The sequence below is a fragment of the Telluria sp. BA11 genome (genome assembly GCF_056680305.1).
In genome coordinates, this window is sequence record NZ_CM155275.1 from 1,483,988 (window position 1) to 1,510,491 (window position 26,504).

At 63.9% G+C, this 26,504-nt stretch carries 26 protein-coding genes and 1 tRNA gene; 16 read left to right on the forward strand and 11 right to left on the reverse strand.

Annotated features, from left to right (window positions below):
• The first annotated feature begins 71 nt into the window (after positions 1-71).
• The 10 genes from AC1MGT_RS06485 (at position 72) to AC1MGT_RS06530 (ending at position 12,010) form a co-directional block, all read left to right on the forward strand.
• The gene (locus AC1MGT_RS06485; protein WP_499503498.1) at positions 72-1,301 is read left to right on the forward strand and encodes a tetratricopeptide repeat protein; all 1,230 of its coding nucleotides are present in this window, start codon (positions 72-74) and stop codon (positions 1,299-1,301) included.
• 335 nt (positions 1,302-1,636) lie between these two features.
• Positions 1,637-2,608: a bifunctional riboflavin kinase/FAD synthetase gene (locus tag AC1MGT_RS06490; protein WP_499503499.1), complete on the forward strand. Its 972-nt coding sequence runs from the start codon at positions 1,637-1,639 to the stop codon at positions 2,606-2,608.
• A 112-nt stretch (positions 2,609-2,720) separates the two neighbouring features.
• Positions 2,721-5,606: an isoleucine--tRNA ligase gene (gene ileS / locus AC1MGT_RS06495; protein WP_499503500.1), complete on the forward strand. Its 2,886-nt coding sequence runs from the start codon at positions 2,721-2,723 to the stop codon at positions 5,604-5,606.
• A gap of 18 nt (positions 5,607-5,624) precedes the next feature.
• Positions 5,625-6,167: a signal peptidase II gene (gene lspA / locus AC1MGT_RS06500; RefSeq protein ID WP_332532458.1), complete on the forward strand. Its 543-nt coding sequence runs from the start codon at positions 5,625-5,627 to the stop codon at positions 6,165-6,167.
• Positions 6,168-6,186: 19 nt separating this feature from the next.
• Positions 6,187-7,407: a bifunctional phosphopantothenoylcysteine decarboxylase/phosphopantothenate--cysteine ligase CoaBC gene (gene coaBC / locus AC1MGT_RS06505; protein ID WP_499504256.1), complete on the forward strand. Its 1,221-nt coding sequence runs from the start codon at positions 6,187-6,189 to the stop codon at positions 7,405-7,407.
• A 30-nt stretch (positions 7,408-7,437) separates the two neighbouring features.
• A complete protein-coding gene (gene dut, locus AC1MGT_RS06510; protein WP_499503501.1) occupies positions 7,438-7,887 on the forward strand; it encodes a dUTP diphosphatase in 450 nt (149 codons plus the stop codon).
• A gap of 21 nt (positions 7,888-7,908) precedes the next feature.
• Positions 7,909-9,003 (forward strand): M48 family metallopeptidase, encoded by a 1,095-nt coding sequence (locus AC1MGT_RS06515; protein WP_499503502.1) that lies wholly within the window; start codon positions 7,909-7,911, stop codon positions 9,001-9,003.
• 83 nt (positions 9,004-9,086) lie between these two features.
• Positions 9,087-10,082: an XdhC family protein gene (locus tag AC1MGT_RS06520; RefSeq protein ID WP_499503503.1), complete on the forward strand. Its 996-nt coding sequence runs from the start codon at positions 9,087-9,089 to the stop codon at positions 10,080-10,082.
• An 84-nt stretch (positions 10,083-10,166) separates the two neighbouring features.
• Positions 10,167-11,084 (forward strand): DMT family transporter, encoded by a 918-nt coding sequence (locus AC1MGT_RS06525; protein WP_499503504.1) that lies wholly within the window; start codon positions 10,167-10,169, stop codon positions 11,082-11,084.
• A complete protein-coding gene (locus tag AC1MGT_RS06530) occupies positions 11,084-12,010 on the forward strand; it encodes a DNA-3-methyladenine glycosylase family protein (RefSeq protein ID WP_499503505.1) in 927 nt (308 codons plus the stop codon). The genes AC1MGT_RS06525 and AC1MGT_RS06530 overlap by 1 nt, the downstream gene beginning before the upstream one ends.
• On the opposite strand, the gene AC1MGT_RS06535 is transcribed toward AC1MGT_RS06530, so the two are convergent.
• Positions 12,007-12,420: a T6SS immunity protein Tdi1 domain-containing protein gene (locus tag AC1MGT_RS06535; protein ID WP_499503506.1), complete on the reverse strand. Its 414-nt coding sequence runs from the start codon at positions 12,418-12,420 to the stop codon at positions 12,007-12,009. The genes AC1MGT_RS06530 and AC1MGT_RS06535 overlap by 4 nt on opposite strands.
• A gap of 176 nt (positions 12,421-12,596) precedes the next feature.
• A tRNA-Met gene (locus AC1MGT_RS06540) sits at positions 12,597-12,673 on the reverse strand.
• A 182-nt stretch (positions 12,674-12,855) separates the two neighbouring features.
• On the opposite strand from AC1MGT_RS06540, the gene AC1MGT_RS06545 reads away from it, so the two are divergent.
• The 4 genes from AC1MGT_RS06545 to AC1MGT_RS06560 all read left to right on the forward strand — a co-directional run bounded on the left by AC1MGT_RS06545 (position 12,856) and on the right by AC1MGT_RS06560 (position 16,119).
• Complete coding sequence (locus AC1MGT_RS06545; protein WP_499503507.1) at positions 12,856-13,437, forward strand: NUDIX hydrolase; 582 nt, start codon at positions 12,856-12,858, stop codon at positions 13,435-13,437.
• Between the two features lies 1 nt (position 13,438).
• Positions 13,439-14,161, forward strand: a complete 723-nt coding sequence (gene aat, locus AC1MGT_RS06550; protein WP_499503508.1) for a leucyl/phenylalanyl-tRNA--protein transferase — start codon at positions 13,439-13,441, stop codon at positions 14,159-14,161.
• A gap of 65 nt (positions 14,162-14,226) precedes the next feature.
• Complete coding sequence (locus AC1MGT_RS06555; RefSeq protein WP_332532468.1) at positions 14,227-14,955, forward strand: arginyltransferase; 729 nt, start codon at positions 14,227-14,229, stop codon at positions 14,953-14,955.
• Positions 14,956-15,069: 114 nt separating this feature from the next.
• Complete coding sequence (locus AC1MGT_RS06560) at positions 15,070-16,119, forward strand: quinone-dependent dihydroorotate dehydrogenase (protein WP_499503510.1); 1,050 nt, start codon at positions 15,070-15,072, stop codon at positions 16,117-16,119.
• A 41-nt stretch (positions 16,120-16,160) separates the two neighbouring features.
• On the opposite strand, the gene AC1MGT_RS06565 is transcribed toward AC1MGT_RS06560, so the two are convergent.
• The 4 genes from AC1MGT_RS06565 to cysT are packed head-to-tail and all read right to left on the reverse strand — an operon-like array spanning position 16,161 to position 19,954.
• Positions 16,161-17,090 carry a CysB family HTH-type transcriptional regulator gene (locus AC1MGT_RS06565; RefSeq protein ID WP_499503511.1) on the reverse strand — a complete coding sequence of 310 codons (930 nt, stop codon included), beginning with the start codon at positions 17,088-17,090 and terminating at the stop codon, positions 16,161-16,163.
• Entirely contained in the window at positions 17,087-18,160 is a 1,074-nt protein-coding gene (locus AC1MGT_RS06570; protein WP_183555813.1) for a sulfate/molybdate ABC transporter ATP-binding protein, read from the reverse strand. Before AC1MGT_RS06570 ends, AC1MGT_RS06565 begins: the two co-directional genes overlap by 4 nt.
• A gap of 19 nt (positions 18,161-18,179) precedes the next feature.
• Positions 18,180-19,085: a sulfate ABC transporter permease subunit CysW gene (cysW, locus tag AC1MGT_RS06575; RefSeq protein WP_499503512.1), complete on the reverse strand. Its 906-nt coding sequence runs from the start codon at positions 19,083-19,085 to the stop codon at positions 18,180-18,182.
• Positions 19,082-19,954 carry a sulfate ABC transporter permease subunit CysT gene (gene cysT, locus AC1MGT_RS06580; RefSeq protein ID WP_499503513.1) on the reverse strand — a complete coding sequence of 291 codons (873 nt, stop codon included), beginning with the start codon at positions 19,952-19,954 and terminating at the stop codon, positions 19,082-19,084. Before cysT ends, cysW begins: the two co-directional genes overlap by 4 nt.
• Positions 19,955-20,204: 250 nt before the next feature.
• Between cysT and AC1MGT_RS06585 the strand changes: the two genes are divergently transcribed.
• On the forward strand, positions 20,205-21,173 hold the full coding sequence (locus AC1MGT_RS06585) for an IS1595 family transposase (RefSeq protein WP_499503514.1): 969 nt from the start codon (positions 20,205-20,207) through the stop codon (positions 21,171-21,173).
• A 68-nt stretch (positions 21,174-21,241) separates the two neighbouring features.
• Here AC1MGT_RS06585 and AC1MGT_RS06590 read toward each other — a convergent pair whose 3' ends face one another.
• Positions 21,242-21,880 (reverse strand): peroxiredoxin, encoded by a 639-nt coding sequence (locus AC1MGT_RS06590; RefSeq protein WP_499503515.1) that lies wholly within the window; start codon positions 21,878-21,880, stop codon positions 21,242-21,244.
• A gap of 67 nt (positions 21,881-21,947) precedes the next feature.
• On the reverse strand, positions 21,948-22,364 hold the full coding sequence (locus AC1MGT_RS06595; protein WP_499503516.1) for a diacylglycerol kinase: 417 nt from the start codon (positions 22,362-22,364) through the stop codon (positions 21,948-21,950).
• Between the two features lie 115 nt (positions 22,365-22,479).
• Here AC1MGT_RS06595 and AC1MGT_RS06600 point away from each other — a divergent pair, with 115 nt between their 5' ends.
• Positions 22,480-23,265 carry an IclR family transcriptional regulator gene (locus tag AC1MGT_RS06600; protein WP_499503517.1) on the forward strand — a complete coding sequence of 262 codons (786 nt, stop codon included), beginning with the start codon at positions 22,480-22,482 and terminating at the stop codon, positions 23,263-23,265.
• A 49-nt stretch (positions 23,266-23,314) separates the two neighbouring features.
• Here AC1MGT_RS06600 and pbpG read toward each other — a convergent pair whose 3' ends face one another.
• The 3 genes from pbpG to AC1MGT_RS06615 all read right to left on the reverse strand — a co-directional run bounded on the left by pbpG (position 23,315) and on the right by AC1MGT_RS06615 (position 26,266).
• Positions 23,315-24,481 carry a D-alanyl-D-alanine endopeptidase gene (gene pbpG, locus AC1MGT_RS06605; protein WP_499503518.1) on the reverse strand — a complete coding sequence of 389 codons (1,167 nt, stop codon included), beginning with the start codon at positions 24,479-24,481 and terminating at the stop codon, positions 23,315-23,317.
• Between the two features lie 166 nt (positions 24,482-24,647).
• Positions 24,648-25,343 carry a nitroreductase gene (locus AC1MGT_RS06610; RefSeq protein ID WP_499503519.1) on the reverse strand — a complete coding sequence of 232 codons (696 nt, stop codon included), beginning with the start codon at positions 25,341-25,343 and terminating at the stop codon, positions 24,648-24,650.
• Positions 25,340-26,266: a DMT family transporter gene (locus tag AC1MGT_RS06615; RefSeq protein ID WP_499503520.1), complete on the reverse strand. Its 927-nt coding sequence runs from the start codon at positions 26,264-26,266 to the stop codon at positions 25,340-25,342. Before AC1MGT_RS06615 ends, AC1MGT_RS06610 begins: the two co-directional genes overlap by 4 nt.
• Between the last annotated feature and the right edge of the window lie 238 nt (positions 26,267-26,504).

The following is a 26,504-nucleotide window of genomic DNA, read 5'->3' on the forward strand; positions in this document are numbered from 1 at the left end:
TCGTTCCATGTTTTGACCAACACGGCAGGGCTACCCCCTGCCGTGTCCATTTTGAAATAAGGATTTTTCAGATGATCAAGTTCCGTCTCGCTCACCTCAGTATCGCGATGGCCGCACTCGGCTTCGTTGCCGCCACTCCGGTGATCGGCCTGTCCTCCGCTGTCGCTGCAGAAGCACTGCGCGCGGAGATCGGCAAACCACTGCAGCAAGCCCAGGCACAAATGAAACAGGGCAAGCACAAGGAAGCACTGGCGACCCTGCGTGGACTGGACAAAGTCGGCAACAAAACCGCCAACGAGAGCTACACGATCGAGCGCGTGCGCGCTGCGGCAGCATCGTCGGCCGGTGACTTTGATACCGCCGCCAAATCGTTTGAAGCACTGCTCGATTCGGGCAAGCTGAGCGCCACCGAGCGTTCGCAATTCTCGGAAGGCCTGGTCGGCATCTATATGCGCGCCGGCGATCTGAACAAAGCCAACAGCACGATCCAGAACCTGCTCAAGCAGAAGGACGATCCGAAGCTGCGCGCTTACCTGCTGCAGAACTACTACAAGCAAGGCAACACCGCTGCGCTCGAGCAAGAACTGCGCACCATCGAAAAAAGCGGCCGCCTGAGCGAAGATCAGCTCGGCATGCTGGCCAATATCCAGCTCAAGAAAAACGATACGGCCGGCTATGTCCGCACCATCGAGAAGCTGGCAGCAAGTTATCCGAAAGCCCAGTACTGGACCGACCTGCTGAACCGCGTGCAGCGTCAGCCTGGCTACTCGCAGCGTCTGAACATCGACGTCTACCGCTTGAAGCTGGCGAATAACCTGCTCAAGAAGCCGAGCGAGTTCATGGAAATGGCCCAGCTGGTGCTGCAGGCGAAAGCCCCGGCCGAAGCGCTCAAGATCATCGACCGCGGCTACAAGGCCGGCGCACTGGGCACCGGTACCGATGCCGCGCGCCACCAGCGCCTGAAGGAACTGGCCGAGAAAAACCTGGCCGAGCAAAACAAGAACTTTGCTGCGCTCGAAGCCGAGTACACCGCCGCCAAGGACGCAGACCAGATGGTCGGTCTGGGTTACGCGATGGTGCAGGCTGGCCAGGCCGACAAGGGCCTGAAGATGATGGAAGCAGCGATCAAGGCCGGCGGCCTGCGCAATGCCGAAGAAGCCAAGCTGCGCATGGGCGAAGCCTACGCCGTCGCTGGCAAGAAGCAGCAAGCCATCGCTGCGTTCAAGACCGTTGGCGGCAAGGACGGCACTGCCGAACTGGCCCGCTACTGGATCCTGGCAGTCAACCACCCACTGTCGTAACTGGTTAGAAAGCGGTAGGGTGGACGGGTTTCCCGTTCACGCGTTCAACGTAACGTCGCATACCATGAGCGAGGTTGGTTTGAACGCGTGGACGGCATAGCCGTCCACCCTACGTTGCAATTGACCAGAACGCAGCCCGCGGGCAGCGTTTTGATCGGCCAGAACGCCGCCCTCGGGCGGCGTTTTTGTTTGGTCCGCATCCTCATGCCGCGCCCTGCAAGATCGACGGCTATCCATTCCTTCTATGCAACGTCGGAGTTGCCGCGTAGTTCCCGTATAATCAGGCTTTTGGCGCCGCATACCGACAGCATGGCGCGCAACCGGAACCAGACTTGATGAAGGTATTTCGCGGACTTCCCAACGACAGGGCGCGCGCACCCTGCGCACTCACGATCGGCAATTTCGACGGTGTCCATCGCGGCCACCAGGCCCTGCTGGCGCAAGTGCGCGGCGCAGCCGACCGGCTCGGTCTGGACGCGGCGGTGATGACGTTCGAGCCCCATCCCCGCGAATACTTTGCCCACAAACTGGGCGACCCGTCCAAAGCCCCGGCGCGCGTGGCCAATCTGCGCGACAAGCTCGAAGACCTGGACAAGGCCGGCATCGACCGCGTCATCGTCGAACATTTCAACGAACAGTTTGCCGCCATGTCGCCGCAGGATTTCGTCCAGCGCGTGCTGGTCGACGGTCTGCACGTCAAATGGCTGATGGTCGGCGACGACTTCTGCTTCGGCGCGCGCCGCGCCGGCAACATTGCCATGTTGACCGAAGCCGGCCGCAAACACGGGTTCGAGGTCCACACGCTCGGCACTGTGATGCATGGCGACGAACGCATCTCATCGTCGGCCGTGCGCGCGGCGCTGGCCGCGGGCGACTTTTGCGCCACCAGCCGGCTGCTCGGCCATCCTTATGCGATGTCGGGCCACGTGATCCACGGCGCCAAGCTTGGCCGCACGCTGGGCTTTCCCACACTGAATTTGCGCGTCACGCACCGCCCTGCCCTGTCCGGCATCTTTGTCGTGCAAGTGCATGGCCTGGCCGAGCACCCGCTGCCGGCCGTGGCCAGCCTGGGCGTGCGCCCCACCGTCGAAGACGCTGGCCGCACCTTGCTTGAAGTGCATGTGTTCGACTATGCCGGCCAGTGTTACGGCAAGCTCGTGCGCGTGGAGTTTCTCGCCAAGCTGCGCGACGAAGAAAAATACGCTGACCTTGCCCTGCTCACGGCTGCGATCGACAACGACGCGCTGCAGGCGCGCGCGTTCTTCGACCGGCGTAATGGCGCGCTGAACGCGACCGACCGAATTTGAGTGCGCTTCCCGGCCAGTCGACGATTGGCAGGAAGCGCCTCACCCTGTTTGCCAGACCCCATTCGACGCGGCGCACGGCGCCGTGCACACGAACACCCAACAAAAGAACCTTATGTCCGATACCAAACAGCACAACCCTGCCAAGGGCGGCAAAAAGCCCGAGAGTAAATACCCGGTCAATATGACCGACACCCCGTTCCCGATGCGCGGCGACCTCGCCAAGCGTGAACCGGGCTGGGTCAAGCAATGGCAAGACAAGAAAATCTACGAGCGCGTGCGCAAGGCAGCCAAGGGCCGCCCGACCTTCATCCTGCATGACGGGCCGCCGTACGCGAATGGCGACATCCACCTGGGCCACGCCGTCAACAAGATCCTGAAAGACATGGTGCTGAAGTCGCGCACGATCGCCGGCTTCGACGCACCATACGTGCCGGGCTGGGATTGTCACGGCATGCCGATCGAGATCCAGATCGAAAAACTGTACGGCAAGAACCTGCCGACGGCCGAGGTGCTGCAAAAGGCCCGCGCCTACGCGCTCGAGCAGATCGACCGCCAGCGCGCCGGCTTCATCCGCCTGGGCGTGCTCGGCGAATGGGACAACCCGTACATGACCATGGCCTACAGCAATGAGGCCGATGAGCTGCGCGCGCTCGGCACGCTGCTCGAAAAAGGGTATGTCTACCGCGGCCTGAAGCCCGTGAACTGGTGCTTCGATTGCGGTTCGGCCCTGGCCGAAGCGGAAGTCGAATACCAGGACAAGCGCGACCCGGCAATCGACGTCGGCTTCCCGTTTGCCGAACCGGAAAAAATCGCGGCCGCCTTTGGCCTGGACAAGCTCCCGGCCGGTGACGGCTTCATCGTCATCTGGACCACGACCCCGTGGACCATCCCGTCGAACCAGGCGCTCAACGCCGGTCCGGAAGTCCAGTATTCGCTGGTGCAGGCCGAGCGTGACGGCAAGCCGCTGCTGCTGATCCTGGGTTCCGAGCTGGTCGAGTCGTGCCTGGCGCGCTACAAGCTCGAAGGCACGGTGGTCGCCACGACGGTTGGCGAGAAGCTGGCCGGCATCAACTTCAAGCACCCGCTGCATGCACAGGACGCATTCTACGACCGCCTCTCGCCGCTGTACCTGGCCGACTACGTCACGGTCGACAGCGGTACGGGTGTCGTGCACTCCGCGCCTGCCTACGGCCTGGAAGACTTCGTGTCGTGCAAGGCGCACGGCATGCAGGACGACGACATCCTCAAGCCAGTCATGGGTGACGGCCGCTTCGTCTCGACGCTGCCGCTGTTCGGCGGCCTGACGATCTGGGAAGCGAGCAAACCGATCTGCGCCGCGCTGACCGAAGCGGGCGCGCTGTTCGAACTCAAGATGTTCGATCACAGCTACATGCACTGCTGGCGTCACAAGACGCCGATCATCTACCGCGCCACCAGCCAGTGGTTCGCCGGCATGGACCTCACGCCAAAGGATGGCGGCCCGACGCTGCGCCAGACCGCGCTGGCCGGCATCGCCAAGACCCAGTTCTTCCCGGACTGGGGTCAGGCGCGCCTGCACGGCATGATCGAGAACCGCCCGGACTGGACCCTGTCGCGTCAGCGCCAGTGGGGCGTGCCGATGGCCTTCTTCATCCATAAAGAGACCGGCACGCTGCACCCGCGCACGCCGGAACTGCTGGAGCAAGTAGCCAAGCTGTTCGAAACCGGCGGCATCGACGCCTGGCACACGCTCGACCCGGTCACGCTGCTGGGCGACGACGCCGCGATCTATGAAAAGAACCGGGACACGCTGGACGTCTGGTTCGATTCGGGCGCGACCCATCAGACCGTGCTGCGCGGCTCGCACAAGGAGCAGCTGGGCTTCCCGGCCGACCTGTATCTGGAAGGCTCCGACCAGCACCGCGGCTGGTTCCACTCATCGCTGCTGACGTCGTCGATGCTCAATGGCGAGCCACCGTACAAGGCGCTGCTCACGCACGGCTTCACGGTCGACGAGCATGGCAAGAAGATGTCCAAGTCGCTCGGCAACACGATGGCGCCACAGAAAATCTCCGACACGCTCGGCGCCGACATCCTGCGCCTGTGGGTGGCCTCGACCGATTACACGGGCGAGCTGTCGATCGGCGAAGAGATCCTCAAACGCGTGACCGAATCGTACCGCCGCATCCGCAACACGCTGCGCTTCCTGCTGGCCAACACGTCGGACTTCAACCCGGCGCAGCACGCGGTGCCAATGGGCGAGCTGCTCGAGATCGACCGCTACGCGATCGCTTCGATGGCCCAGTTGCAGAAGGACGTGGCGGCGCACTTCGAGCGCTACGAATTCCACCCGGTCGTCTCGCGCCTGCAGAACTACTGCTCGGAAGACCTGGGCGGCTTCTACCTGGATATCCTGAAGGACCGCCTGTACACGACCGGCATCGATTCGGCAGCACGCCGCTCGGCCCAGACCGCGCTGTGGCATATCGCGCATGCGCTGCTGCGCGTGATGTCGCCGGTGCTGTCGTTCACGGCCGAAGAAGCGTGGGCCGTGTTTGCGGACCAGGAAACGTTCAACGCCAGCGATGAAACCATCTTCACGCAGACGCTGTGGACCTTCCCCGAACTGCCGGATGGCGATGCGCTGCTGGCCAAGTACGCCTTGCTGCGCCAGGTGCGCCTGGACGTGACGAAGCAACTGGAAGAAGTGCGCACCTCGGGCGCGATCGGTTCGTCGCTGCAGGCCGAGCTGGCGATCAAGGCCTCGGGCGAGAAGTACCGCGCGCTGGCCAGCCTGGACGACGACCTGAAGTTCGTCTTCATCACGTCGCAGGCGAGCGTCACGGAAGTGGCAAGCGAGGCTGAAGAAGCCGTGGCCGTGGTGCCGTCGGACGCCGAGAAGTGCGAGCGCTGCTGGCACTATCGCCGCGACGTCGGCCACGACCCTGCGCATCCAACGCTGTGCGGCCGCTGCACCAGTAACCTCTTCGGCGCCGGCGAAGCGCGCCGCTTCGCATAAGTACCGGGTCCAGACACCATGGCAACCAAAAAGAAACCAGCGCCGTCCGGCGCCACCCTGATCAAGCGCAGCACGAACAAAAGCGTCGGCGCCAGCATGTTCCCCTGGATCGGCCTGTCCCTGATCATCGTCCTGCTCGACCAGGTCACCAAGCTCACCGTCGAACGCACGTTTGCGTACGCCGAGACGGTGCCGATCACGGGCTTCTTCAACCTGATCAAGGTGTACAACCCGGGGGCGGCGTTCAGCTTCCTGGGCGACGCGAGCGGCTGGCAACGCTGGCTGTTTCTGGGTATCGCCATCGGTGCCGTGGTGTTCTGCCTGTACATGATGAGCAAGAACGCGACGCAGCGCCTGTTCTGCTTCGCGCTCGCGCTGATCATGGCCGGCGCGGTCGGTAACGGCATCGACCGTGTCGTGCACGGCCACGTGATCGACTTCCTCGATTTCTACTGGACCGGCATCGGCCACTTCCCGGCCTTCAATATCGCCGATATCGGCATCTCGGTCGGTGCCGTGCTGTTCGTGCTGGATGAATTCCGGCGCGTGAACAAGTCGTGACCGGGACGAAACCATGAGCATGGACCTGAAAGGCAAGCGCATCGTCCTGGGCCTGACTGGTGGTGTCGCCTGCTACAAGGCGGCCGAGCTGTGTCGCGCCCTGGTCAAGCACGGCGCCAGCGTGCAGGTCGTGATGACCGAGGCGGCGACGCATTTCATCGGTGCGGTCACCATGCAGGCGGTGTCGGGCAACCCGGTCTACCTGGACCAGTGGGATGCGCGCATGGCCAACAATATGGCCCACATCGACCTGACCCGGGGTGCCGATGCAATCCTGATCGCGCCCTGCTCGGCCGATTTCATCCGCAAGCTGGTGCACGGCACGGCCGACGACCTGTTGTCGCTGCTGTGCGTGGCGCGCCCGCGTCACGTGCCGCTGCACGTGGCGCCCGCGATGAACGTCGAGATGTGGGACAACCCGGCCACGCAGCGCAATGTGGCGCAGCTGCGCGCCGACGGCATTTGCCTGTTTGGTCCTGGCCGCGGTGCGCAAGCCTGTGGCGAGACGGGCATGGGACGCATGCTCGAAGCGGATGAACTGGTCGACGAGCTGATTGCCTCGTTCCAGCACAAGGTGCTGGCGGGCCGGCGCGTGATGATCACGGCCGGGCCGACGTTCGAACCGATCGATCCGGTGCGCGGCATTACCAATCTGTCGTCCGGCAAGATGGGGTACGCCATCGCGCGCGCTGCGCGGGAAGCCGGCGCCGATGTGACGCTGGTCTCCGGGCCGGTGTCGCTGCCCACGCCGCACGGCGTGCGCCGCATCGACGTGCTCACCGCGCAGCAGATGCACGACGCGGTGATGGCCGGCGTCACGGGCCAGCACGTGTTCATCGGCGTGGCCGCGGTGGCCGACTGGCGCGTGGTGAATGCCAGCGACCAGAAACTCAAGAAGACGCCTGATGGCGCCCCGCCGGCGCTGGAATTCGCGCAGAATGCGGACATCCTGGCCTCGGTCGCGGCAACCGTGTCGCTGTCGGGCTGGCCGTATTGCGTGGGCTTTGCCGCCGAATCCGAGCACCTTGAAACCTATGGTGCAGCCAAGCGTGAAAAAAAGGGTATCCCCCTATTGGTCGGCAATATCGGGCCGCAGACCTTCGGCCAGGACGACAACACGATCATCCTGTTCGACGAACACGGCCACGTGCTGCTCGAGCGCGCCGACAAGCTCACGCTGGCGCGCCAGCTGGTCTCCGAGATCGGCAAGCGCCTCGAACAGCGCTCCCTGCTCACCTGAGCTGATTATCTGATTACGCAAGAATTTGCAATGAAACATATCGACCTCAAAATCCTCGACCCGCGCATGCAGGACCTGCTGCCGGCCTACGGCACGCCGGGCAGCGCCGGCCTGGACCTGCGCGCCTGCCTCGATGCGCCATTGACCATCGTGCCGGGCGAAACCGTGCTGGTGCCCACCGGTCTGGCGATCCATATCGGCGATCCGGGTTATGCCGCGATGATCCTGCCGCGCAGTGGCCTTGGCCACAAGAGCGGCATCGTGCTGGGCAATCTGGTAGGCTTGATCGACTCGGATTACCAGGGCCAGCTGATGGTCTCTACCTGGAATCGCAGCAGCACCGCCTTCGTGCTGCAACCAATGGATCGGCTCGCGCAGCTGATCATCGTGCCGGTACTGCAAGTGGCTTTCAACGTGGTGACGGACTTCGCGTCGAGCGACCGTGGCGTCGGTGGCTTCGGCAGCACCGGCAAACAATAACAAACCATGAGGAGCACCCCGATGCGCATCCAGCGCCTGCACCGATTCACTTCCCCGGCGTTGATCGTCGCCACGGCAGCGTTGCTCGCTGCCTGCAGCACGCCGGGGCCAATGCAATCGTCGACCGAACCGGGCGCCGTACCGGTCGAACAGGGGTCGGGCAAGCCCGAGGTCACGCCGCAGATGGCCGCTGCCGCCGAGGTGCTCCAGCGCATGGCCACGCAGCACGACCGCCTCTACCGCGTCGCCGCACCCCTTCTGATCGACAACGCCGCGCTGTGCACCAAGCACGCGCGCAACCTGCTGGGCTTCACGGCAAAGAACCGCTACACCTATCCGGGCCAGTACAACGAGGCAGCGTGGGTGGTGCTCGGCATGGACGAGCACCTGCAGGTCACGAATGTCCTGAACGGCAGCGGCGCCGCCAAGGCCGGCCTGCGTCAGGGCGACCGCCTGCTGGCCGCCGCCGGCACGCCGCTCCCGGTGGGGCCGAATGCCCTGAGCAAGGCCGGCGCCGTGTTCGGCCCGATCATGGCCAAGCAGGCCAGCCTGCCGCTGTCGATCGAGCGTAGCGGCAAGCCGCGCGACCTGACCATTCCCGTCACGCGCGCCTGCGCCTTTGCCATTGAGCTTGGCAACGCCGACAACATCAACGCGTACGCCGACGGCAGCCGCGTGATGGTCACGCGCGGCATGCTGGGCTTCGCCCAGAGCGACGACGAACTGGCGTACGTGGTGGCGCGCACGATGGCGCACAATATGCTGGGCCACGCGGCCACGCAGCGCAATGCGGCCACCATCGGCAGCATCATCGACAACCTCACCGCCATCACGCCGGATACCTCGATGCTGATTGGCAGCGGTGGCATCAGGGCGATGCCGGCGGCCGACGACGTGGCGGCCGACCGCCTCGCGGTCTACCTGCTGGCGCGCGCCGGTTACCGCTACGAGGGTGCGTCCGCATTCTGGAAGCGCCTGGCGGTGACCTATCCGGCCAAGGTCCTGAATGGCTACACGGCGAACCACCCGGCCACGCCAATGCGCGTGGCGGCGATCGACAAGGCCGTGGCGGAAGTCAAGGCCAAGCAAAGCGCAAAGAAACCGCTGGTGCCTTGACGTCTGGCCTGCGCGCCGACACGTGCGGCGCTTTTTTTGTATGATTGTCCATCTTATTCACCCGCCCCGGCGACACGAACACCATGGACAGCATCGACCTCGACGTACTGAAAACCTGCGCCGCCTGGCTTGACGGCGGCCAGCGCTGCCAGCTGGTCACGGTCATCAAGACCTGGGGTTCCAGCCCACGCCCGGTGGGCGCCACGCTGGCCATCTGCGAAGACGGCCAGGTGGTCGGCTCGGTCTCCGGCGGCTGCATCGAAGACGACCTGATCGCCCGCGTGCGCGACAACGGCATCGAAATCACCCTCCCCGAAATCATCAGCTACGGCATCAGCGCCGACGAAGCGCACCGCTTCGGCCTGCCCTGCGGCGGCACCATCGAGCTGGCCATCGAACCGCTGTCGGTCGACAGCGGCATCAAGGAGCTGCTCGCGCGTCTCGGCGAGGGTGAACTGGTCGAGCGCAGCGTGCAGCTGGATACCGGCGCCGTTACGCTCGCCACGGCGCAGGCCACGGCCATCCAGCGCGTCGAGGATGGCGTGCTGCACACGCTGCACGGCCCGCGCTGGCGCCTGTACATCATCGGCGCTGGCCCGCTGTCGCGCTTCTTGGCGCAAATCGCCGCCGGCATGGATTACCGCGTCACCGTGTGCGACCCGCGCGAAGAATACCGCAGCGGCTTTCACATCCCCGGTGTGACGCTGGTGCACGCGATGCCCGACGATCTGGTGATCGACGCCAGGCTCGATGCACGCAGCGCCGTCGTGGCGCTTACGCACGACCCGAAGCTGGACGACCTGGCGCTGATGGAAGCGCTCAAGTCCGAAGCCTTCTACGTCGGCGCGATCGGTTCGCGTGCCAACAACGCCAAGCGTCGCGAACGCCTGAAGCTGTTCGATCTGACCGATGTTGAACTGGCGCGCCTGCACGGGCCGATCGGCCTGTACATCGGCAGCAAGACCCCGGCCGAAATCGCGGTGTCGATCATGGCCGAAATGACGGCCGTGAAGAACGCGGTGCCGCAGACGCTACTCATGCCGCATGCGGCCGCGCTGACGCTTGCCAGCGCCGCCTGATATCGGTGGCAAGAAGCGGTTGGCACATTGCTGCCGGCCCTGCCACAATGGTCAGCTTAACAACTGGCCATTTTTTTCGACCTCATGAACACCGCGAACATGCTGCGCCTCGTTGCGCTGGCCGCCATCTGGGGCGGCTCCTTCCTCTTCATGCGCATCGCCGCACCGGTGCTCGGTCCGGCCGTGCTGATCGAATACCGGCTCGCGCTGGCAGCCATGTTTCTTGCGCTGGTGAGCTGGGTGCTGCATCTGCGCGGTCGCGGCGCGCCGCTGAACGTGCGGCGCCACTGGCAGCATTACCTGATTCTCGGCCTGTTCAACTCTGCCCTGCCTTTCCTGCTGTTCGCGTTTGCGGCGCGCACGCTGTCGGCGTCGGTGCTGGCGGTGCTCAACGCCACCGCACCGATGTGGGGCGCGCTCGTCAGCGCCGTGTGGGCGCGCCAGCACGTCACGCGCCGCAGCGCCCTCGGCCTGCTGCTGGGCACCGCCGGCGTCGCGCTGCTGGTCGGCTTTGATCATGTGGCCGAGCGGCCCGGCGCGGGCCTGGCCGTGGCCGCGGCGCTGATCGCCGCCTTCAGCTACAGCGTCGCCAGCCAGTACACGAAGTCGGCCGCCGCCAGCAAGGGTGGCGTGGCGCCGTTCGCCAATGCGCACGGCTCGATGTGGGCTTCGGCCCTGCTGGTGCTGCCGCTCGTCGCGTTTTTCCCGGCGCCGGGCGCGCCGACCGCTGGCATCATGGCCGCCGTGGTGACGCTGGGCGTGGTCTGCAGCGGCATTGCCTACATCGTCTATTTCAAGCTGATCGAGGACGTGGGCGCCACATCGGCGCTGACGGTCACGTTCCTCAGCCCCGTGTTCGGGATCCTGTGGGGCGCGCTGTTCCTGCATGAGGTGATCGGGTGGCACACGATCGCCGGCTCGGCGATCGTCCTGCTCGGCACGGCGCTGGTGACCGGGTTCAAGCCGGCCTGGCGGCGCGTGCCGGCGCCGACGGGAACTTGATGACTGCATCCCATGCGATCGCCCTGCCGCCCGGCTACCGCGTCGCCGACGTGCTGGCATTTCACGGCCGCGATCCCGAGCGCGTCGCTGAGCAGGTCGATGCCGATGGCTTGCGCAAGGGCGTGCTGCTCGGTGGCGTGCCGACGCTGTTCGACATCCGGTTCGAGGGCGGCGCAGCGCACTGCCGCGTGACGTTCGACGGCCCGGTCACGCCGGATGTGCAGGCACGCACGCACGAGGCGCTGCTGAACGTGCTGGGCCTGCGGATCGACCCGGCTGCATTCGGCGCGGCGGTGCAGGACGACCCGTGGCTGGGGCCAGTGGTGGCGCGCCAGCCGGGGCTGCGCATCGTGCAGTCGGCCACAATCTTCGAGGCGCTGACCTGGGCCATCATCGGCCAGCAAATCAACCTGACGTTTGCCATCACGCTGCGCCGCACGCTGATTCAACTGGCGGGCCGCGCGCATTCGTCAGGCTTGTGGTGCTATCCGGAGGCGCTAGATGTGGCCCGGCTCGACATCGGCGAACTCACGGGCCGCAAATTCTCGAACGCCAAGGCCGAGACGATCCTGCGCGTGGCGCGCATGGTGGTCGATGGCAACCTGGTGCTCGAGCGGCAGGCTGGCGTGGAAGATATTTCTGGCTCGGCAAGCGCCGAGGTCAGCGAAAGACTGCTGGCCATCAAGGGCATCGGCCCCTGGACCGTCAATTACGTGCTGCTGCGCGGCTATGGCTACCCGGATTGCTCGCTGGAAGGCGACGTCGCCGTGCGTGCCGCCCTGCACAAGCTCTCGGGCAGCGCAGCCCGGCCAACCGTACCGGAAGCCGAGCGCATGCTGGCACGCTATGCGCCGCACCGCACGATGGCAGCGGCCTACCTGTGGGCGAGCCTGGCCGACACACCGGCGGCGGACAAGCCCGCTTAGTTCCAGCGCGGCAAACCATCAAACTGCTGCGCGCCTTCTCCCGAAAACCGGATCAACGCTGCCAGCGGTGCGATGGCGAGATTGTCACACCCGTACTTCCCGCCGAGCGCACTGGGAATTTTAAGGCAGTAGGTGCGCCCGTCGGTCAGCGGCCCCAGCGCGGCTTCGGCAAGGCATACGGCCTCGGGCATGTACCAGTCGTTGAGAAAATCCTGGTTGTACGACAGCGCATCGAGCGCAGCGCGGTTGCTGGCGAGCGGCTCGCAACAGAGTTCGTGCGGGCGCAGGCACCAGAACCGGTCGTCCTCGTCGCGGATGATGAGATTGCCGAAGGCATTGGCGCCGAGCACTTCCACCGCGCTCATGCCGACCCAGCCCCAGGATTGGTTGATGTCGTCTACATCGATCATGACTTGCCCCTGACTTGTCGTCCGTTGGAAGTTGGACCGGGCAAGCTGCCGTGCATTGCAGCAGAGGCGCGTGACGTTGCGCTGGATCGAGGCCGTTACAGCCAAGCAAGAACCTCAAGGACGAGGCCAGAAAAACGAAAAGCCGCTGATTCTTTCGAATCAACGGCCTCTAATCTTGGTTGCGGGGACAGGATTTGAACCTGTGACCTTCGGGTTATGAGCCCGACGAGCTGCCAGACTGCTCCACCCCGCGTCTGTGAAATGAATTATACGCCCCCGTGCGTCATTTAGCAAATCCAATCCTCATTGCATGGCTTATTGAAGAAACTTATATCTCGGTCGAGCGCGCGGGCGCCAGCTGTGAACGCGCCCCCTGCCCCTGCCAACGCCGCATTCGGTGTACAGTATTGCCACGACCAACCTGCCCTATCCACCATGAAATTCTGCTCCGAGTGCGCCCACCCTGTCGTGCTGGCCATTCCCGAAGGCGACAACCGGCCGCGCTACGTGTGCACGCACTGCAACACGATCCACTACCAGAACCCGAAGCTGGTCGTCGGTTCGATTCCCGTGTGGGAACGCGATGGCGAACTTCAGATTTTGCTGTGCAAGCGCGCGATCGAGCCGCGCTATGGCTACTGGACGCTGCCGGCCGGGTTCATGGAAAACGAAGAAACCACCGAACAGGCGGCGCAGCGCGAAACCGAAGAAGAAGCCGGCGCCAATATCGAGCTTGGCCCGTTGTTCTCATTACTGAACGTCGCCCACGTGCACCAGGTCCATCTGTTCTACCTGGCACGCCTGCTCGACCTTGACTATGCAGCGGGCATCGAAAGCCTGGACGTGCAACTGTTCACCGAAGCCACCATCCCCTGGGACGACCTGGCCTTCCCCACGATCCGCACGACGCTGGAACTGTTCTTTGCCGACCGGATCAAAGTGCGCGAGGGTGGCGACTTCGGCTTTCACAGCGTGGCCGTGAACCGCCCCATGATGGCCCCACGCGAACCGGACTGACATGATTCCCTGGCTCGAGATCGATACGCCGTTCCCCGACGTCTCGAAGGCATTGACCGTCGAAGCGCCGGGCCTGCTTGCAGCCGGCGCCGACCTGTCGCCGGCGCGCCTGCTGCAGGCCTACCGCAACGGCATCTTCCCGTGGTTTTCCGAAGGCCAGCCGATTCTGTGGTGGAGCACCGATCCGCGCATGGTGCTGTACACCGACCAATTCAAGGTCAGTAACAGCCTGGCAAAAACGCTGCGCAAGATCGAGCGCAGCCGCCTCGATGGCGGGCGCTGGGACGTGCGCTTCGACAGCGCGTTCGACGACGTGATGCGCGCCTGCGCTGCCCCGCGCCGCGACGGGCCAGGCACCTGGATTTCGGATGAGATCATTGCCGGCTACACGGGCCTGCACGCGCTGGGTTACGCGCACTCGGCCGAAGTCTGGCTCGACGGCGAACTGGTGGGCGGCGCGTATGGCGTGTGCATCGGCCGCATGTTCTATGGCGAATCGATGTTTGCGCGCGTGTCCGATGCATCCAAGGTCGCGCTGGCCTATCTGGTGGCGTTTTTGCAGCGCCATGGCGTCGAGATGGTCGATTGCCAGCAAGAGACCGGCCACCTCGCCTCGCTCGGTGCGGCGCCGATCCCGCGCAGCCGCTTTCTCGAGCATGTCCACCGCGCGACCGCCAGGCCGGGCATCGGGTCATGGACAGTGGCGGCACCGTTGCCTGGCTAACGGAATCGCGGCGCGGTTTTCGCTAGAATAGGCGGCAACCCCACGTCGTCCCGAGAGCTCCTTGCATGACGCACCTACACGACCTGCCCTTTGCCACGCTGCAGTTCTACACCACGGCGCCCTACCCGTGCAGCTATCTCGACGCACGCCAGGCGCGCTCGCAGGTCGCGACACCCTCGCACCTGATCAATGCCGATGTGTATTCCGAGCTGGTCAGAAATGGCTTCCGGCGCAGCGGCATCTTCACCTACCGCCCGTATTGCGATGGTTGCCAGGCCTGCATTCCGGTGCGCGTCAGGTGCGCCGACTTCACGCCCAACCGCACCCAGCGCCGCGCCTGGAAGCGCCATGGCAACCTGGTGGCGATGGTCGCCAACCTGGCGTTCTCGGACGAGCACTACGCACTGTATCTGCGCTACCAGACGACGCGCCATGTCGGCGGCGGGATGGACCAGGACAGTCGCGACCAGTACGCGCAGTTCCTGCTGCAAAGCCGCGTCAACACGCGCCTGGTCGAATTTCGCGAGCCCGATGGGACCTTGCGCATGGTGTCGATCATCGACGTGCTGTCCGACGGCCTGTCGTCGGTCTACACCTTCTTTGACCCGGATGTCGAGAACGCGTCGTATGGCACCTACAACATCCTGTGGCAGGTGAACCAGGCGCACGAACTCGGCCTGTCGCATGTGTACCTGGGCTACTGGATCGCGCAAAGCCCCAAGATGGCCTACAAGATCAACTTCCGGCCACTCGAAGCACGTATTGACGGGCAATGGGGCGTTCTGGACGCCTGAACCTGTTGCGTGCCGGGTCTTCGGACACAACCGCTAACAATTGCCTTGATACTTCGTTACGTACGCCCCCTCGCCGCACGTTAGAATGATGAAGATACGTCAACCGAGTACCCCATGCCAGACAAAATTCTGTATACCCTCGTCCGTCCCGCATTGTTCTCGCTCGATCCCGAAGCGGCGCACAACCTGACCTTGCCCATGCTGCGTCGCGCAGCAGCGCTTGGCCTGACAGGCGCATTCCGGAAACCACGGCCCGATCCGCGCACCGTCATGGGTATCACGTTTCCCAATCCTGTCGGCCTGGCCGCCGGGTTGGACAAGGATGGCGCGTATATCGATGGCCTGGCGGCACTGGGCTTCGGCTCCATTGAAATCGGCACGGTCACGCCGCGTGGCCAAGCCGGCAATCCGAAACCGCGCATGTTCCGGCTGCCGCGTGCGCGCGGCATCATCAATCGCATGGGCTTTAACAACGGCGGCGTCGACGCGTTCGTGGCCAATGTGCAGGCCTCGCGCTTTTTCCAGGAAAAGCAGGGGGTGCTGGGGCTGAACATCGGCAAGAACGCCGATACGCCCATTGAGCGCGCCGCCGACGACTATCTGGAATGCCTGCGCAAGGTGTACCCATACGCCAGCTACGTGACGGTCAATATCTCGTCGCCGAACACGCAGAACCTGCGTCAGTTGCAGGGGGCGTCCGAACTCGACGCCCTGCTGTCGCAGCTCAAGCAGGAGCAGATGCGCCTGGCCGACCAGCACGGCCACTACGTGCCGCTCACGCTCAAGATCGCACCGGACGTCGACGGCGACCAGATCCGCGATATCGCCGGCGCCCTGCTGCGCCACAAGATCGACGGCGTGATTGCCACCAACACGACGCTCAACCGGCGCGATGTCGAGGGCATGAAGCATGCGCAGCAGGCGGGTGGCCTGTCGGGCGCGCCCGTGTTCGAGCAGTCGAACATCGTGATCCGCGCGCTCAAGACCGAGCTGCGTGACGACATCCCGATCATCGGCGTGGGCGGCATCATGCGCGGCGCCGATGCACGCGCAAAAATCGCGGCCGGCGCCAAGCTGGTGCAGTTGTACAGCGGCTTGATCTACGCCGGGCCGGGCCTGGTGCGTGATTGCGCGGACGCGCTGCGCGAACAAAAAAAGAAGTAAAACCGGCCGGCGCGCCAGTGCGGCGTGCCGGCAGCACCACCCTATTGTGCAGTCGCAATCGCCTTTTCGATATCGGCCCGCGTGTAGCCTTGCGCGAAGCGCTCGATGAAGTGAAACGCGTACGAGCGCAGGTACGACCCGCGCCGCACCGCCAGGCGCGTCACGTTCTGCGCGAACAGGTGCGATGCCTCGATCGCGCGCAGGCCCTTGTCGCGGCCATGGTCGAACGCCATCGACGCCACGATCCCTACACCCATCCCCAGCGACACGTACTGCTTGATCACGTCCGAATCCATCGCCGTGAGCACGATGTCTGGCGCCAGCCCGGCTTCAAGGAAGGCCGCATCGATGTGACCCCGGCCAGTAAAGCCCTGGTCATACGTGATGAGCGGATGCTCGGCCAGGTCTTCCAGGCGCAGCGGCGAGCCGCTGGCGAAGATCGGATGGCCTTCCGGCGCCACGATCACGTGGCTCCAGCGGTAGCACGGGAACGACACCAGGTCGGGAAACGCCGACAGGCCTTCGGTCGCGATGCCAATATCGGCCTTGCCCGAAGCGACCCACTCCGCGATGTGTTCCGGCGCGCTTTGCTGCAGGGCGATGCGCACATTGGGGAACGCGGCGCGAAACGATTGCACCACCTGCGGCAGCGCGTAACGGGCCTGCGTATGGGTCACGGCCACCGTCAGCGTGCCGCTGTCCTGGCCGGCGAATTCGCGGCTGGCCTGCTGCAGGTTCTCGGCTTCGACCAGCAGCTTTTCGACGATGCGCAGGATGCCCTTGCCAGGCGGCGTGAGGCCAGTCAGGCGCTTGCCGTTGCGCTCGAAAATCACCACGCCCAGTTCATCTTCGAGTTCGCGGATCTGGCGCGATACGCCCGGCTGCGACGTGAACAGCGCATTGGCCACGTCGGTCAGGTTGAAGTCGCGCCGGGCTGCTTCGCGCACCGAGCGCAGCTGCTGGAAGTTCATGCGGCGCTTCCCTGGTCGACGAAGACTTCGATGCGGCGCGGGCGCACCACCAGCGTGTCGCCCTCTTTCAGGCCCAGGCTGGCGAAGCGTTCATTCGGCAGCACCGCCTCGATCATCTGGCCATTGTCGGCGCGCTCCAGATCGAGCTGGGCCAGCGGCCCGATCGCATGCGCGCGGCGCAGCTTGGCCACGACGCCCGCAGCGCCCGGGGTGTAGCGCTCGACATCGAGGTCGTGCGGGCGCACGTAACCGATGCCGGCGCCGTCGCGCACGTCGATGTGCTGCGGGGCCTGGAAGTTGACGTCACCGCTGGCCAGCACGCCTTCGTGGATGCGGCCGTGGAACAGGTTGACGTTGCCCAAAAAGCCGTACACAAACGGCGACGCCGGATGGTTGTAGACCTGGTCGGGGCTGCCCAATTGCTCGACGCGGCCCTTGTTCATCAAAACCACCTGGTCGGCCACTTCGAGTGCTTCTTCCTGGTCGTGCGTGACGAAGATCGATGTCACGTGCAGGTCGTCGTGCAGGCGGCGCAGCCAGCGGCGCAGTTCCTTGCGCACCTTGGCGTCGAGCGCGCCGAACGGCTCGTCGAGCAGCAGCACGCGCGGCTCGACGGCCAGCGCGCGCGCCAGGGCGATGCGCTGGCGCTGGCCGCCCGACAGCTGCGGCGGATAGCGGTCGGCGATCCAGTCGAGCTGCACCAGTTCGAGCAGCTTTTTCACCTTGTCGCGGATCTGGTCTTCGCTCGGGCGCTCGCTGCGCGGTTTCACGCGCAGGCCGAACGCAACGTTTTCGAACACGGTCATGTGCTTGAACAGCGCGTAGTGCTGGAACACGAAGCCGACCTGGCGCTCGCGCACGTGGCGATGCGACGAATCCTGGCCGTCGAGCAGCACGGTGCCCGAGTCCGGATATTCCAGGCCCGCGATGATGCGCAGCAGCGTGGTCTTGCCGCAGCCCGACGGGCCGAGCAAGGCGGTCAGTTCGCCGTCCGGGAACTGCAGCGACACGTCGTCGAGCGCCTTGAACTGGCCGAAATTTTTACGGATGTGTTGGACTTCAATCGTCATGCGTGGCTCCGGCGGATATTCAGTGAGGGGCGTCCAGCGAGGCCGACTTGGCCTGGTGCAGACGCCATTCGATAAAGGACTTGATGGCCAGCGTCACCAGCGCGAGCAGCGCCAGCAGCGACGCCACAGCAAAGGCGGCCGTGAAGTTGTATTCGTTGTAGAGGATCTCGACGTGCAGCGGCATCGTGTTGGTCTCGCCGCGGATGTGGCCCGAGACCACCGAGACGGCGCCGAACTCGCCCATCGCGCGGGCGTTACACAGGATCACGCCATACAGCAGGCCCCATTTGATGTTCGGCATCGTCACGCGCCAGAACGTCGACCAGCCCGATGCGCCCAGCACCAGCGCCGCTTCTTCTTCTTCAGTGCCCTGCTGCTGCATCAGCGGAATCAGCTCGCGCGCCACGAACGGGAACGTAATGAACACGGTGGCCAGCACGATGCCCGGCACCGCGAACAGGATCTTGATGTCGTGCTCGGCCAGCCACGGACCGAACCAGCCCGATGCGCCGAACAGCAGCACATACATCAGGCCCGCGATCACGGGCGAGATCGAGAACGGCAGATCGATCAGCGTAAGCAAAATGCTCTTGCCACGGAATTCGAACTTGGTGATGGCCCAGGCGGCGGCCACGCCGAACACGAGGTTCAGTGGCACCGAAATCACGGCGGCGATCAGCGTGAGCTTGATGGCCGAGATCGCATCCGGATCGATGACGGACTCGACATACACTTCCCAGCCCTTCTTGAGCGCTTCGGTAAACACCGCAGCGAGCGGGATGAACAGAAACAGCGTGAGAAACACCAGGGCAACGGCGATGAGCACATAGCTGACCCAGCGCGGCTCGAGCACGCTCGTGTCGAGGCGCTTGCCCCGGGCCGCCGGTGGGCGTGGCGGCGTGACTTTGTCGAGAACGGCGCTCATGACTTGCCTGCCCGTTTGCGTGTCCAGGCCTGCAGCAGATTGATGGTCAGCAGCAGGATGAACGAGAACACCAGCATCACGACGGCAATCGCGGTGGCGCCGGCGTAATCGTATTGTTCGAGTTTGGAGATGATGAGCAGCGGCGTGATCTCGGACACCATCGGCAGGTTGCCGGCGATGAAGATGACCGAGCCGTACTCGCCGGTGGCGCGCGCGAAGGCCAGCGCAAAGCCGGTCAGCAGCGCTGGCACGATCGTCGGCAGCACCACGCGGGTAAACGTCTGCAGCGGCGGCGCGCCCAGGCTGGCGGCGGCTTCTTCGAGCTCGCGTTCGGCTTCTTCAAGCACCGGCTGCACCGTGCGCACGACGAACGGCAGCCCGATGAAAGTCAGCGCAACCACGACGCCCAGCGGCGTGAACGCAACCTTGATGCCCCACGCGGCCAGGTACTGGCCGATCCAGCCATTCTGCGCGTACAGGGCGGTCAGCGTGATACCGGCCACGGCGGTAGGCAGCGCGAACGGCAAATCGACCAGCGCATCGATGAAGCGCTTGCCGGGAAATTTATACCGCACCAGAACCCAGGCGACGATGCCGCCGAACACGACGTTCAGGGCGGCTGCGATCAGCGACGCGCCAAAGCTGAGGCGATACGATGCCATGACGCGCTCCGACGTGACGGTGGCCCAGAACTCGGACCAGGTCATGCTGAAGGTATTGAGGAACACCGCCGACAGCGGGATGAGAACGATCAGCGCCAGGTAAAACAGCGTGAAGCCGAGCGAAAGGCCAAAGCCGGGAATGACCCGGCCCGGTGCTTTCGACGACTTCGATGCTGCCGTGCTGCCTGGCATAGCAAGCGATGTCATGCGAGTCCTTATTACAAATTCTTCTATCGGACGCTCATATTCTCACGTGATCTTTATAACGCAAACGAAGCAATCCTTATTTGTATAGACACGAAACGCTATGTAGACGTGCAGCGCTTGCATGGCGATATGCGGAAATCTTCGATGGCTGGACAAAAAAAAAGGCGCAGTCAACGTTAAATAGAGACTCGCTTTGAACTGACGAGCAGTCCAGTGGTCCAACCCCTGTCCACAGCGTCAGGAGTCGATCATGAAAGCGCCATGTTTCACGGGCTGGTTTGCAAAACTGCCTTCGCTGAACCAACCCCAGCGCCGGCAGGTGCTTGATGCCCTGCATCCTGCAGCCGGGCTCGATCAGGTAGTCGCGCTCATCAGTGAGGTCAGAGCGCCAGGCCGCTGCTGCCCCAGATGCGGCAACGAGCGCTGCTACCGGCACGGGTGCGCCAACGATTTGCAGCGCTACCGCTGCTGTGCCTGCGGCCGCACCTTCAACGATCTGACCGGCACGCCGCTGGCACGGCTCAGGCTAAAGGCCAAATGGCTCGCCTATTCGCAGGTGCTGCTCGATTCGCTCCCCGTGCGCAAGGCGGCAGACCGGGTCGGCGTACACCGCAACACGGCCTTTCGCTGGCGCCACCGCTTCCTGCATTGGGTCAAGCTCGACCGGCCCGCAGTCCTTAACGGCATCGTCGAGGCCGATGAAACATTCCTGCTCGAATCACAAAAAGGTTCGCGCACGCTCGATCGGCCACCGCGCCACCGTGGCGGCCATGCGGTCAAACGGGGCATTTCCAGCGAACTCGACTGCATCCTGGTCGCGCGCGACCGCGAGGGACGCACGGTCGATGCCGTCACTGGCCGCGGGGCCCTTACGGCTGCGCAACTCGCCAGTGACTTGCTACCCAGGCTGGATCGGCAGGCGTTGCTGGTCAGTGACAGCCATGCCGCCTACCGCGCCTTTGCACGCAAGCACAGGATCGCGCATGAGACGGTCAATGTGCGCGCAGGTGTGCGCGTGAGGCGTCTGGGCAGCCTTGCCATCCATGTGCAGAACGTGAACGCTTACCACCACCGCTTCAAGGCCTGGTTACAGGGCTTTCATGGCGTGGCGTCGCGCTACCTGCCCAATTACCTGGGCTGGCGCTGGGCGCTGGATGGCCAGCGGATCATTTCGCCAGAACAATTGCTCCGCATTGCTATCAGCGTCATCAACAGATAATGCTGACTGCGCCAAAAAAATGGCCCAGGCATGTGCCTGGGCCATTTTTCTGGGGCGTACAACCTGAATTACTTGTTCGGCTGTGGCGTCATGCGCAGGTAAGGCCGTGGCGATTCGAAGCCTTTTGGATACTTTTGCTTGATCACGTCAGGATCGGTGACGGTCAGCGGAATGATGACGTCGTCGCCATCTTTCCAGTTGCCCGGCGTGGCGACCGTGTAGCCGTCGGTCAGTTGCAGGGCGTCGATCACGCGCAGCACTTCGTCGAAATTGCGGCCGGTGCTCATCGGGTAGGTGATGGTCAGGCGCACTTTCTTGTTCGGATCGATGATGAACAGCGAACGCACGGTGGCGGTGGCCGATTGTTCCGGATGGATCATGTCGTACAGCGTCGAGACCGAGCGGTCGGCATCGGCGATGATCGGGAAGCCCACCACGGTTTGCTGGGTTTCTTCGATGTCGCGGATCCAGTCGCGGTGCTTTTCGGCCGCGTCGACCGACAGCGCGATCGCCTTCACATTGCGCTTGTCGAATTCAGGCTTGAGCTTGGCGGTCAGGCCCAGCTCGGTGGTGCAGACCGGCGTGAAGTCGGCCGGGTGCGAAAACAGCACGACCCACGAGTCGCCCGCCCATTCGTGGAAACGGATCTTGCCAATGCTGGAATCTTGCTCGAAGTCGGGGGCGGTATCGCCGAGGCGTAAGGTCATGGTCATCTCCTGTGATTGATCAAACTTGTTCGGGGCGCCATCCTGTACGGACGGCGCGTTGCATGGTCTACATGAAGCGATTGTAGAGGACGACGGCCCAGGTCGCGAACGCCAGCAACAGCGCCAGTGCGACGGCGGCGCTGCCGATGTCCTTGGCCGCTTTCGACAATGGATGGCGCTCGAGCGAGATACGGTCGACGACCGCCTCGATCGCTGAATTGATCAGCTCGACGATCAGCACCACGATCAGCACGCCGATCATCGCCAGGCGCTGGAAGCCGGACACCGGCAACAGCAGAGCGATCACGCTGGCCACGACGATCAGCACCACCTCTTGCCGGAACGCCGCTTCACTGCGCCAGGCCCAGCGCAGGCCGTCCCAGGTGTTGCGGCACGCCGCGCCAATGCGCTCGAGGCCGCGCAAGGTCTTGAATTCGCTGATCGGGTTGTCCATCATTGTCCAGTGAGGATGCAGGAACGTCATTATGCAGCCTCCCGATCAGCATGTGGCATGCAGGCCCACAATGCAAGGGCGGGTTTGCGCGAGCGTTTCACATCATGGTATAAAGAATGGGCCTACTGCACCGCACAACCATCATATGAACATGGAAACGCCCCAACCCGCCAAGACCTCGATCCAGGTGATCGAACGCATGACCTCGCTTCTGGACGCCCTGGCCACCTATTCCGACCCGGTCAGCCTCAAGGAGCTGGCGCGCGTGTCGGGTCTGCACCCGTCCACGGCGCACCGGATCCTCAACGATATGGTGGTCACGCGCTTCGTCGACCGTGTCGAGCCAGGCACGTACCGGCTGGGCATGCGCCTGCTGGAACTGGGCAATGTGGTCAAGAGCCGGCTGTCGGTGCGCGAAGCGGCGCTCGACGCCATGCGCGCCCTGCACCGCAAGACGCAGCAGACGGTCAATCTGTCGGTGCGTCAGGGCGACGAAATCGTGTATATCGACCGGGCCTTCTCGGAGCGTTCCGGCATGCAGGTCGTGCGCGCCATCGGCGGGCGCGGTCCGCTGCACCTGACGTCCACCGGCAAGCTGTTTCTATCCGTGGACGACGTGAAAGCCACGCGCGCCTACGCGACCCGCACGGGCCTGTCGGGCCACACGCGCAACTCGATCACCGAGCTGGCGCGGCTGGAGCGCGAGCTGAGCCTGGTGCGCTCGCGCGGCTATGCGCGCGACAATGAAGAGCTGGAACTGGGTGTGCGCTGCATGGCGGCAGGTATCCACGATGACAGCGGCAAGCTGGTGGCGGGTTTGTCGATTTCGGCGCCGGCCGACCGCCTGCAGGAAGATTGGCTCGATGACCTGGTGCAGACGGCGGCGCGCATTTCGGCGACGCTCGGGTATCGGCCGATGCCGACGGTATAAAACACGAGAGCAGGTACAACAAGGGCAGGCGCAAGGCCTGCCCTGTTTCTTAGCGCGCCAGGCCTGGCGCGCTGGCGGTGATGGTCGATGGCCGGATCGCATCGACATCCATGCGGTCGGGCAGCGACTCGATCAGGCGGCGAATTCGGCCGGCGTCGGCCGTGCGCGACATCTTGCCCTTCGAATCCAGGAACACCATCACCACATTGCGGCCATGAATCATGGCCTGCATCACCAGGCAGCGCCCTGCTTCGTTGATGAAGCCGGTCTTTTGCAGGCCGATATTCCAGTCGGGCAGCGACACCAGGTAGTTGGTATTGCGATAGTGCATCGTGCGGCCGCTGGCTTGCACGGTGGAGTTGGGCGTGGTCGAGAATTCGCGCAGCACCGGGTCGCCATGTGCCGCCATGACGAGCTTGGCCAGGTCGCGCCCACTCGAGACGTTGCGGCTCGACAGGCCGCTGGAGTCGACGTAATGGGTATCGCGCATGCCCAGCTGGCGTGCTTTGGCGTTCATCGCGCCGACGAACGCGTTGATGCCGCCCGGATAGTTGCGGCCCAGCGCCGACGCGGCGCGGTTCTCGGAACTCATCAGGGCAATATGGAGCAATTCGCGGCGCGTCATGCTGGCGCCGACCGGCAAGCGTGAGCTGCTGAACTTGTGGCGATCGACGTCGTCATCGGTCACGCGCAATACTTCGTCGAGGTCTTGCTTGGCGTCCATCACGACCATGCCCGTCATCAGCTTGGTCAACGACGCAATCGGCAGTGCGACGTTGGCGTTTTTCTCGAACAGCACTTCGGCGCTGTTCTGATCGACCACGTAGGCCACGTTCGAGCGCAGCGCCAGCGGATCGACGGTGTTGTCGAGGCCAGCCATGTCGCCGACGGTCTTGGCAGCAACGCCAACCGCGACGGCAGCGGCGGCAGTGCGCACCGGCTGGTACGTAACAACGCGCTTGCCGCGCACTGTCTTGACACGGCGGATCATGCGCGGACGGTCGCCTGCGGCGGCGAGTTCCTGGCGTTTGGCTTTTTTGGTGCGTGTGGCCGTGGTTTTGCGCACGACCTTGCGTTTGACTTTTTTCTTGGCGGCAGACGATTTCTTCGCCTGCTCGGTGGCGCCCGCACCCGCGCCTGCGCCGGCACCGGCGGCCTGGACTGGGGAAAAGGCAAATAAAGCGGCAACCACGGCAGCCACAGCAAGTTTGAACATGATGAAGCCCCTGACCCGAACAGATGAGATACGTAGTGAAGTGTAGCGGAACGACGTCCGATCGCAAGCAAAATTCACATTCCGTGCGGCAATAAGCGACTTAATACAACAAGAAGCGCCCAACCATTTTCCTTTTGATATCAACAGGATATTGACGGTATTTACGTTACTCCATGAAGCGGGCGAAGCCGTGGCTCGGTTCGCGCTCGGTCACCAGCGTGTTCTCGATGCGCTTTGGATCGGCCCAGCCCAGCGCCATGCCGCAGACCACCATCTCGCTGCCCGGAAGATCGAGTTCGGCGCTGATGATCCGATGATACTGCGTGAACGCCGCTTGCGGGCAGGTGTCGAGGCCCCTTGCGCGCGCCGCCACCATGATGTTCTGTAAAAACATGCCGTAGTCGAGCCACGAACCCTGCGCCATGATGCGGTCAATGGTGAAGATCAATCCTACCGGCGCGTCGAAAAAGGCGTAGTTGCGGGCATGCTGGGCCGCCATGCCGGCTTTGTTGTCGCGGTCCAGGCCAAGCAGGCTGTAGAGATCCCAGCCGACCTTGCGCCGACGGTCGATATACGGCGACGTCCATTCGCGCGGGTAGTAAGCGTATTCCTCGGTGTGCCCGCGCGCCTGTTCGGGATCGGCATTGACCGCCAGAATCGCATTCGACAGCCGCGCGCGCGCCGCGCCAGTGAGCACATACACCTTCCACGGCTGCGTGTTGGTGCCGGACGGTGCCCGCGCAGCAACGTCGAGAATGCGCGCAATCTCGTCGCGTTCCACCGGCTTGTCGAGAAAAGCGCGAATCGAGCGGCGCGACGTGATGGCGGCATCGACCGCTTCCTGGCTAGGACTGCTGATCATCGGAGGTTCCTTGGTTTTTTAACGACAAAGGCGACGCCGGTCACGGCGACGACCATCCCGACCAGGCCGAGCAGGCTGAACGATTCGCCGAACAGCAGCCAGGCCATGATGGCGGTGGTGGGCGGGGTCAGGTACATCAGGCTCGTCACTTCGGTGGCCTGGCTGCGCCGGATCAGGGTAAACAACAGGAAGATGGCGCCAATCGACAGCGCCAGAACCGACCACACCAGCGCCAGGATGAAGTCGCTGCTCCATGTGATGCGGCTGAACGCCGGGTCAAGGTCTTCCAGCCAGATGGCCAATGGAATCAGGGCCAGCACCGTCGCGCTGAACTGGATTGCGGTGCCGGTGCGCAGATCGAACTGTGGACAGAAGCGGCGCTGGTACAGCGTGCCAGTCGTGATGCACAACAGCGCAAACAGGCACAGGGCCAGCGCGACCGGCGACATGCCGGCAACGCCCAGCTTGGCATACACGACCAGGGCCACGCCGGACAGGCCCAAGAGCAGACCAAGCCACTGCAGGCGCCGCACGCGTTCGCCGATCAGCGGCGCGGCTGCAGCGGTCAGGATGGGCTGCATGCCGACGATCAGCGCCGTCAGGCCGGCCGGCATGCCCAGATTGATGGCAGCCCAGACGCCGCCCAGATACCCTGCCTGCAACAGCAGCCCCGCCAGTGCGATGTGCAAGATCTGCCCGCGCGGCCAGGGTGCACGCCAGATCAGCACGATCGGCAGCAGCACCGCCAGTACGCCCATGCAACGCACGATCAGGAAGGTCAGCGGCGGCGCATGGGGCAGGCCGAACTTGGCGACGATGAAGCCGGTGCTCCACAACAGGACAAAAAACAGTGGTATCGGCGACAGCCATGGAGCAGTCGGGACGGGAGCGGTAACCGGCGGCAGAATGGCAGGCTGTGACATGAGCGCAGTAATGTCCCGAAAGAAACGACAGAGTTAAGGTAAAGACAAAAACCGAGTCTAGCACACCGTTTTTGTGCAATTAAACAGCAAAAAAGAATGTTCGTTTGCGGTACATCAATTGAGCTTTTCATAGCAAATGCATTCTTGTCACTTCTGTACCACGGATTGTGCATCGCATCAAAATCGCTTGACGCCTCAAACGAAGTGGCACAAAATCTGCCCTGTTGCGGTGCACAAA

Excerpts from the sequence above, each read along its gene's own strand:
- AC1MGT_RS06485 (WP_499503498.1), top strand. The coding sequence starts at position 72 with ATGATCAAGTTCCGTCTCGCTCACCTCAGTATCGCGATGGCCGCACTC.
- AC1MGT_RS06490 (WP_499503499.1), top strand. The coding sequence starts at position 1,637 with ATGAAGGTATTTCGCGGACTTCCCAACGACAGGGCGCGCGCACCCTGC.
- ileS (WP_499503500.1), top strand. The coding sequence starts at position 2,721 with ATGTCCGATACCAAACAGCACAACCCTGCCAAGGGCGGCAAAAAGCCC.
- lspA (WP_332532458.1), top strand. The coding sequence starts at position 5,625 with ATGGCAACCAAAAAGAAACCAGCGCCGTCCGGCGCCACCCTGATCAAG.
- coaBC (WP_499504256.1), top strand. The coding sequence starts at position 6,187 with ATGGACCTGAAAGGCAAGCGCATCGTCCTGGGCCTGACTGGTGGTGTC.
- dut (WP_499503501.1), top strand. The coding sequence starts at position 7,438 with ATGAAACATATCGACCTCAAAATCCTCGACCCGCGCATGCAGGACCTG.
- AC1MGT_RS06515 (WP_499503502.1), top strand. The coding sequence starts at position 7,909 with ATGCGCATCCAGCGCCTGCACCGATTCACTTCCCCGGCGTTGATCGTC.
- AC1MGT_RS06520 (WP_499503503.1), top strand. The coding sequence starts at position 9,087 with ATGGACAGCATCGACCTCGACGTACTGAAAACCTGCGCCGCCTGGCTT.
- AC1MGT_RS06525 (WP_499503504.1), top strand. The coding sequence starts at position 10,167 with ATGAACACCGCGAACATGCTGCGCCTCGTTGCGCTGGCCGCCATCTGG.
- AC1MGT_RS06530 (WP_499503505.1), top strand. The coding sequence starts at position 11,084 with ATGACTGCATCCCATGCGATCGCCCTGCCGCCCGGCTACCGCGTCGCC.
- AC1MGT_RS06535 (WP_499503506.1), bottom strand. The coding sequence starts at position 12,420 with ATGATCGATGTAGACGACATCAACCAATCCTGGGGCTGGGTCGGCATG.
- AC1MGT_RS06545 (WP_499503507.1), top strand. The coding sequence starts at position 12,856 with ATGAAATTCTGCTCCGAGTGCGCCCACCCTGTCGTGCTGGCCATTCCC.
- aat (WP_499503508.1), top strand. The coding sequence starts at position 13,439 with ATGATTCCCTGGCTCGAGATCGATACGCCGTTCCCCGACGTCTCGAAG.
- AC1MGT_RS06555 (WP_332532468.1), top strand. The coding sequence starts at position 14,227 with ATGACGCACCTACACGACCTGCCCTTTGCCACGCTGCAGTTCTACACC.
- AC1MGT_RS06560 (WP_499503510.1), top strand. The coding sequence starts at position 15,070 with ATGCCAGACAAAATTCTGTATACCCTCGTCCGTCCCGCATTGTTCTCG.
- AC1MGT_RS06565 (WP_499503511.1), bottom strand. The coding sequence starts at position 17,090 with ATGAACTTCCAGCAGCTGCGCTCGGTGCGCGAAGCAGCCCGGCGCGAC.
- AC1MGT_RS06570 (WP_183555813.1), bottom strand. The coding sequence starts at position 18,160 with ATGACGATTGAAGTCCAACACATCCGTAAAAATTTCGGCCAGTTCAAG.
- cysW (WP_499503512.1), bottom strand. The coding sequence starts at position 19,085 with ATGAGCGCCGTTCTCGACAAAGTCACGCCGCCACGCCCACCGGCGGCC.
- cysT (WP_499503513.1), bottom strand. The coding sequence starts at position 19,954 with ATGACATCGCTTGCTATGCCAGGCAGCACGGCAGCATCGAAGTCGTCG.
- AC1MGT_RS06585 (WP_499503514.1), top strand. The coding sequence starts at position 20,205 with ATGAAAGCGCCATGTTTCACGGGCTGGTTTGCAAAACTGCCTTCGCTG.
- AC1MGT_RS06590 (WP_499503515.1), bottom strand. The coding sequence starts at position 21,880 with ATGACCTTACGCCTCGGCGATACCGCCCCCGACTTCGAGCAAGATTCC.
- AC1MGT_RS06595 (WP_499503516.1), bottom strand. The coding sequence starts at position 22,364 with ATGACGTTCCTGCATCCTCACTGGACAATGATGGACAACCCGATCAGC.
- AC1MGT_RS06600 (WP_499503517.1), top strand. The coding sequence starts at position 22,480 with ATGAACATGGAAACGCCCCAACCCGCCAAGACCTCGATCCAGGTGATC.
- pbpG (WP_499503518.1), bottom strand. The coding sequence starts at position 24,481 with ATGTTCAAACTTGCTGTGGCTGCCGTGGTTGCCGCTTTATTTGCCTTT.
- AC1MGT_RS06610 (WP_499503519.1), bottom strand. The coding sequence starts at position 25,343 with ATGATCAGCAGTCCTAGCCAGGAAGCGGTCGATGCCGCCATCACGTCG.
- AC1MGT_RS06615 (WP_499503520.1), bottom strand. The coding sequence starts at position 26,266 with ATGTCACAGCCTGCCATTCTGCCGCCGGTTACCGCTCCCGTCCCGACT.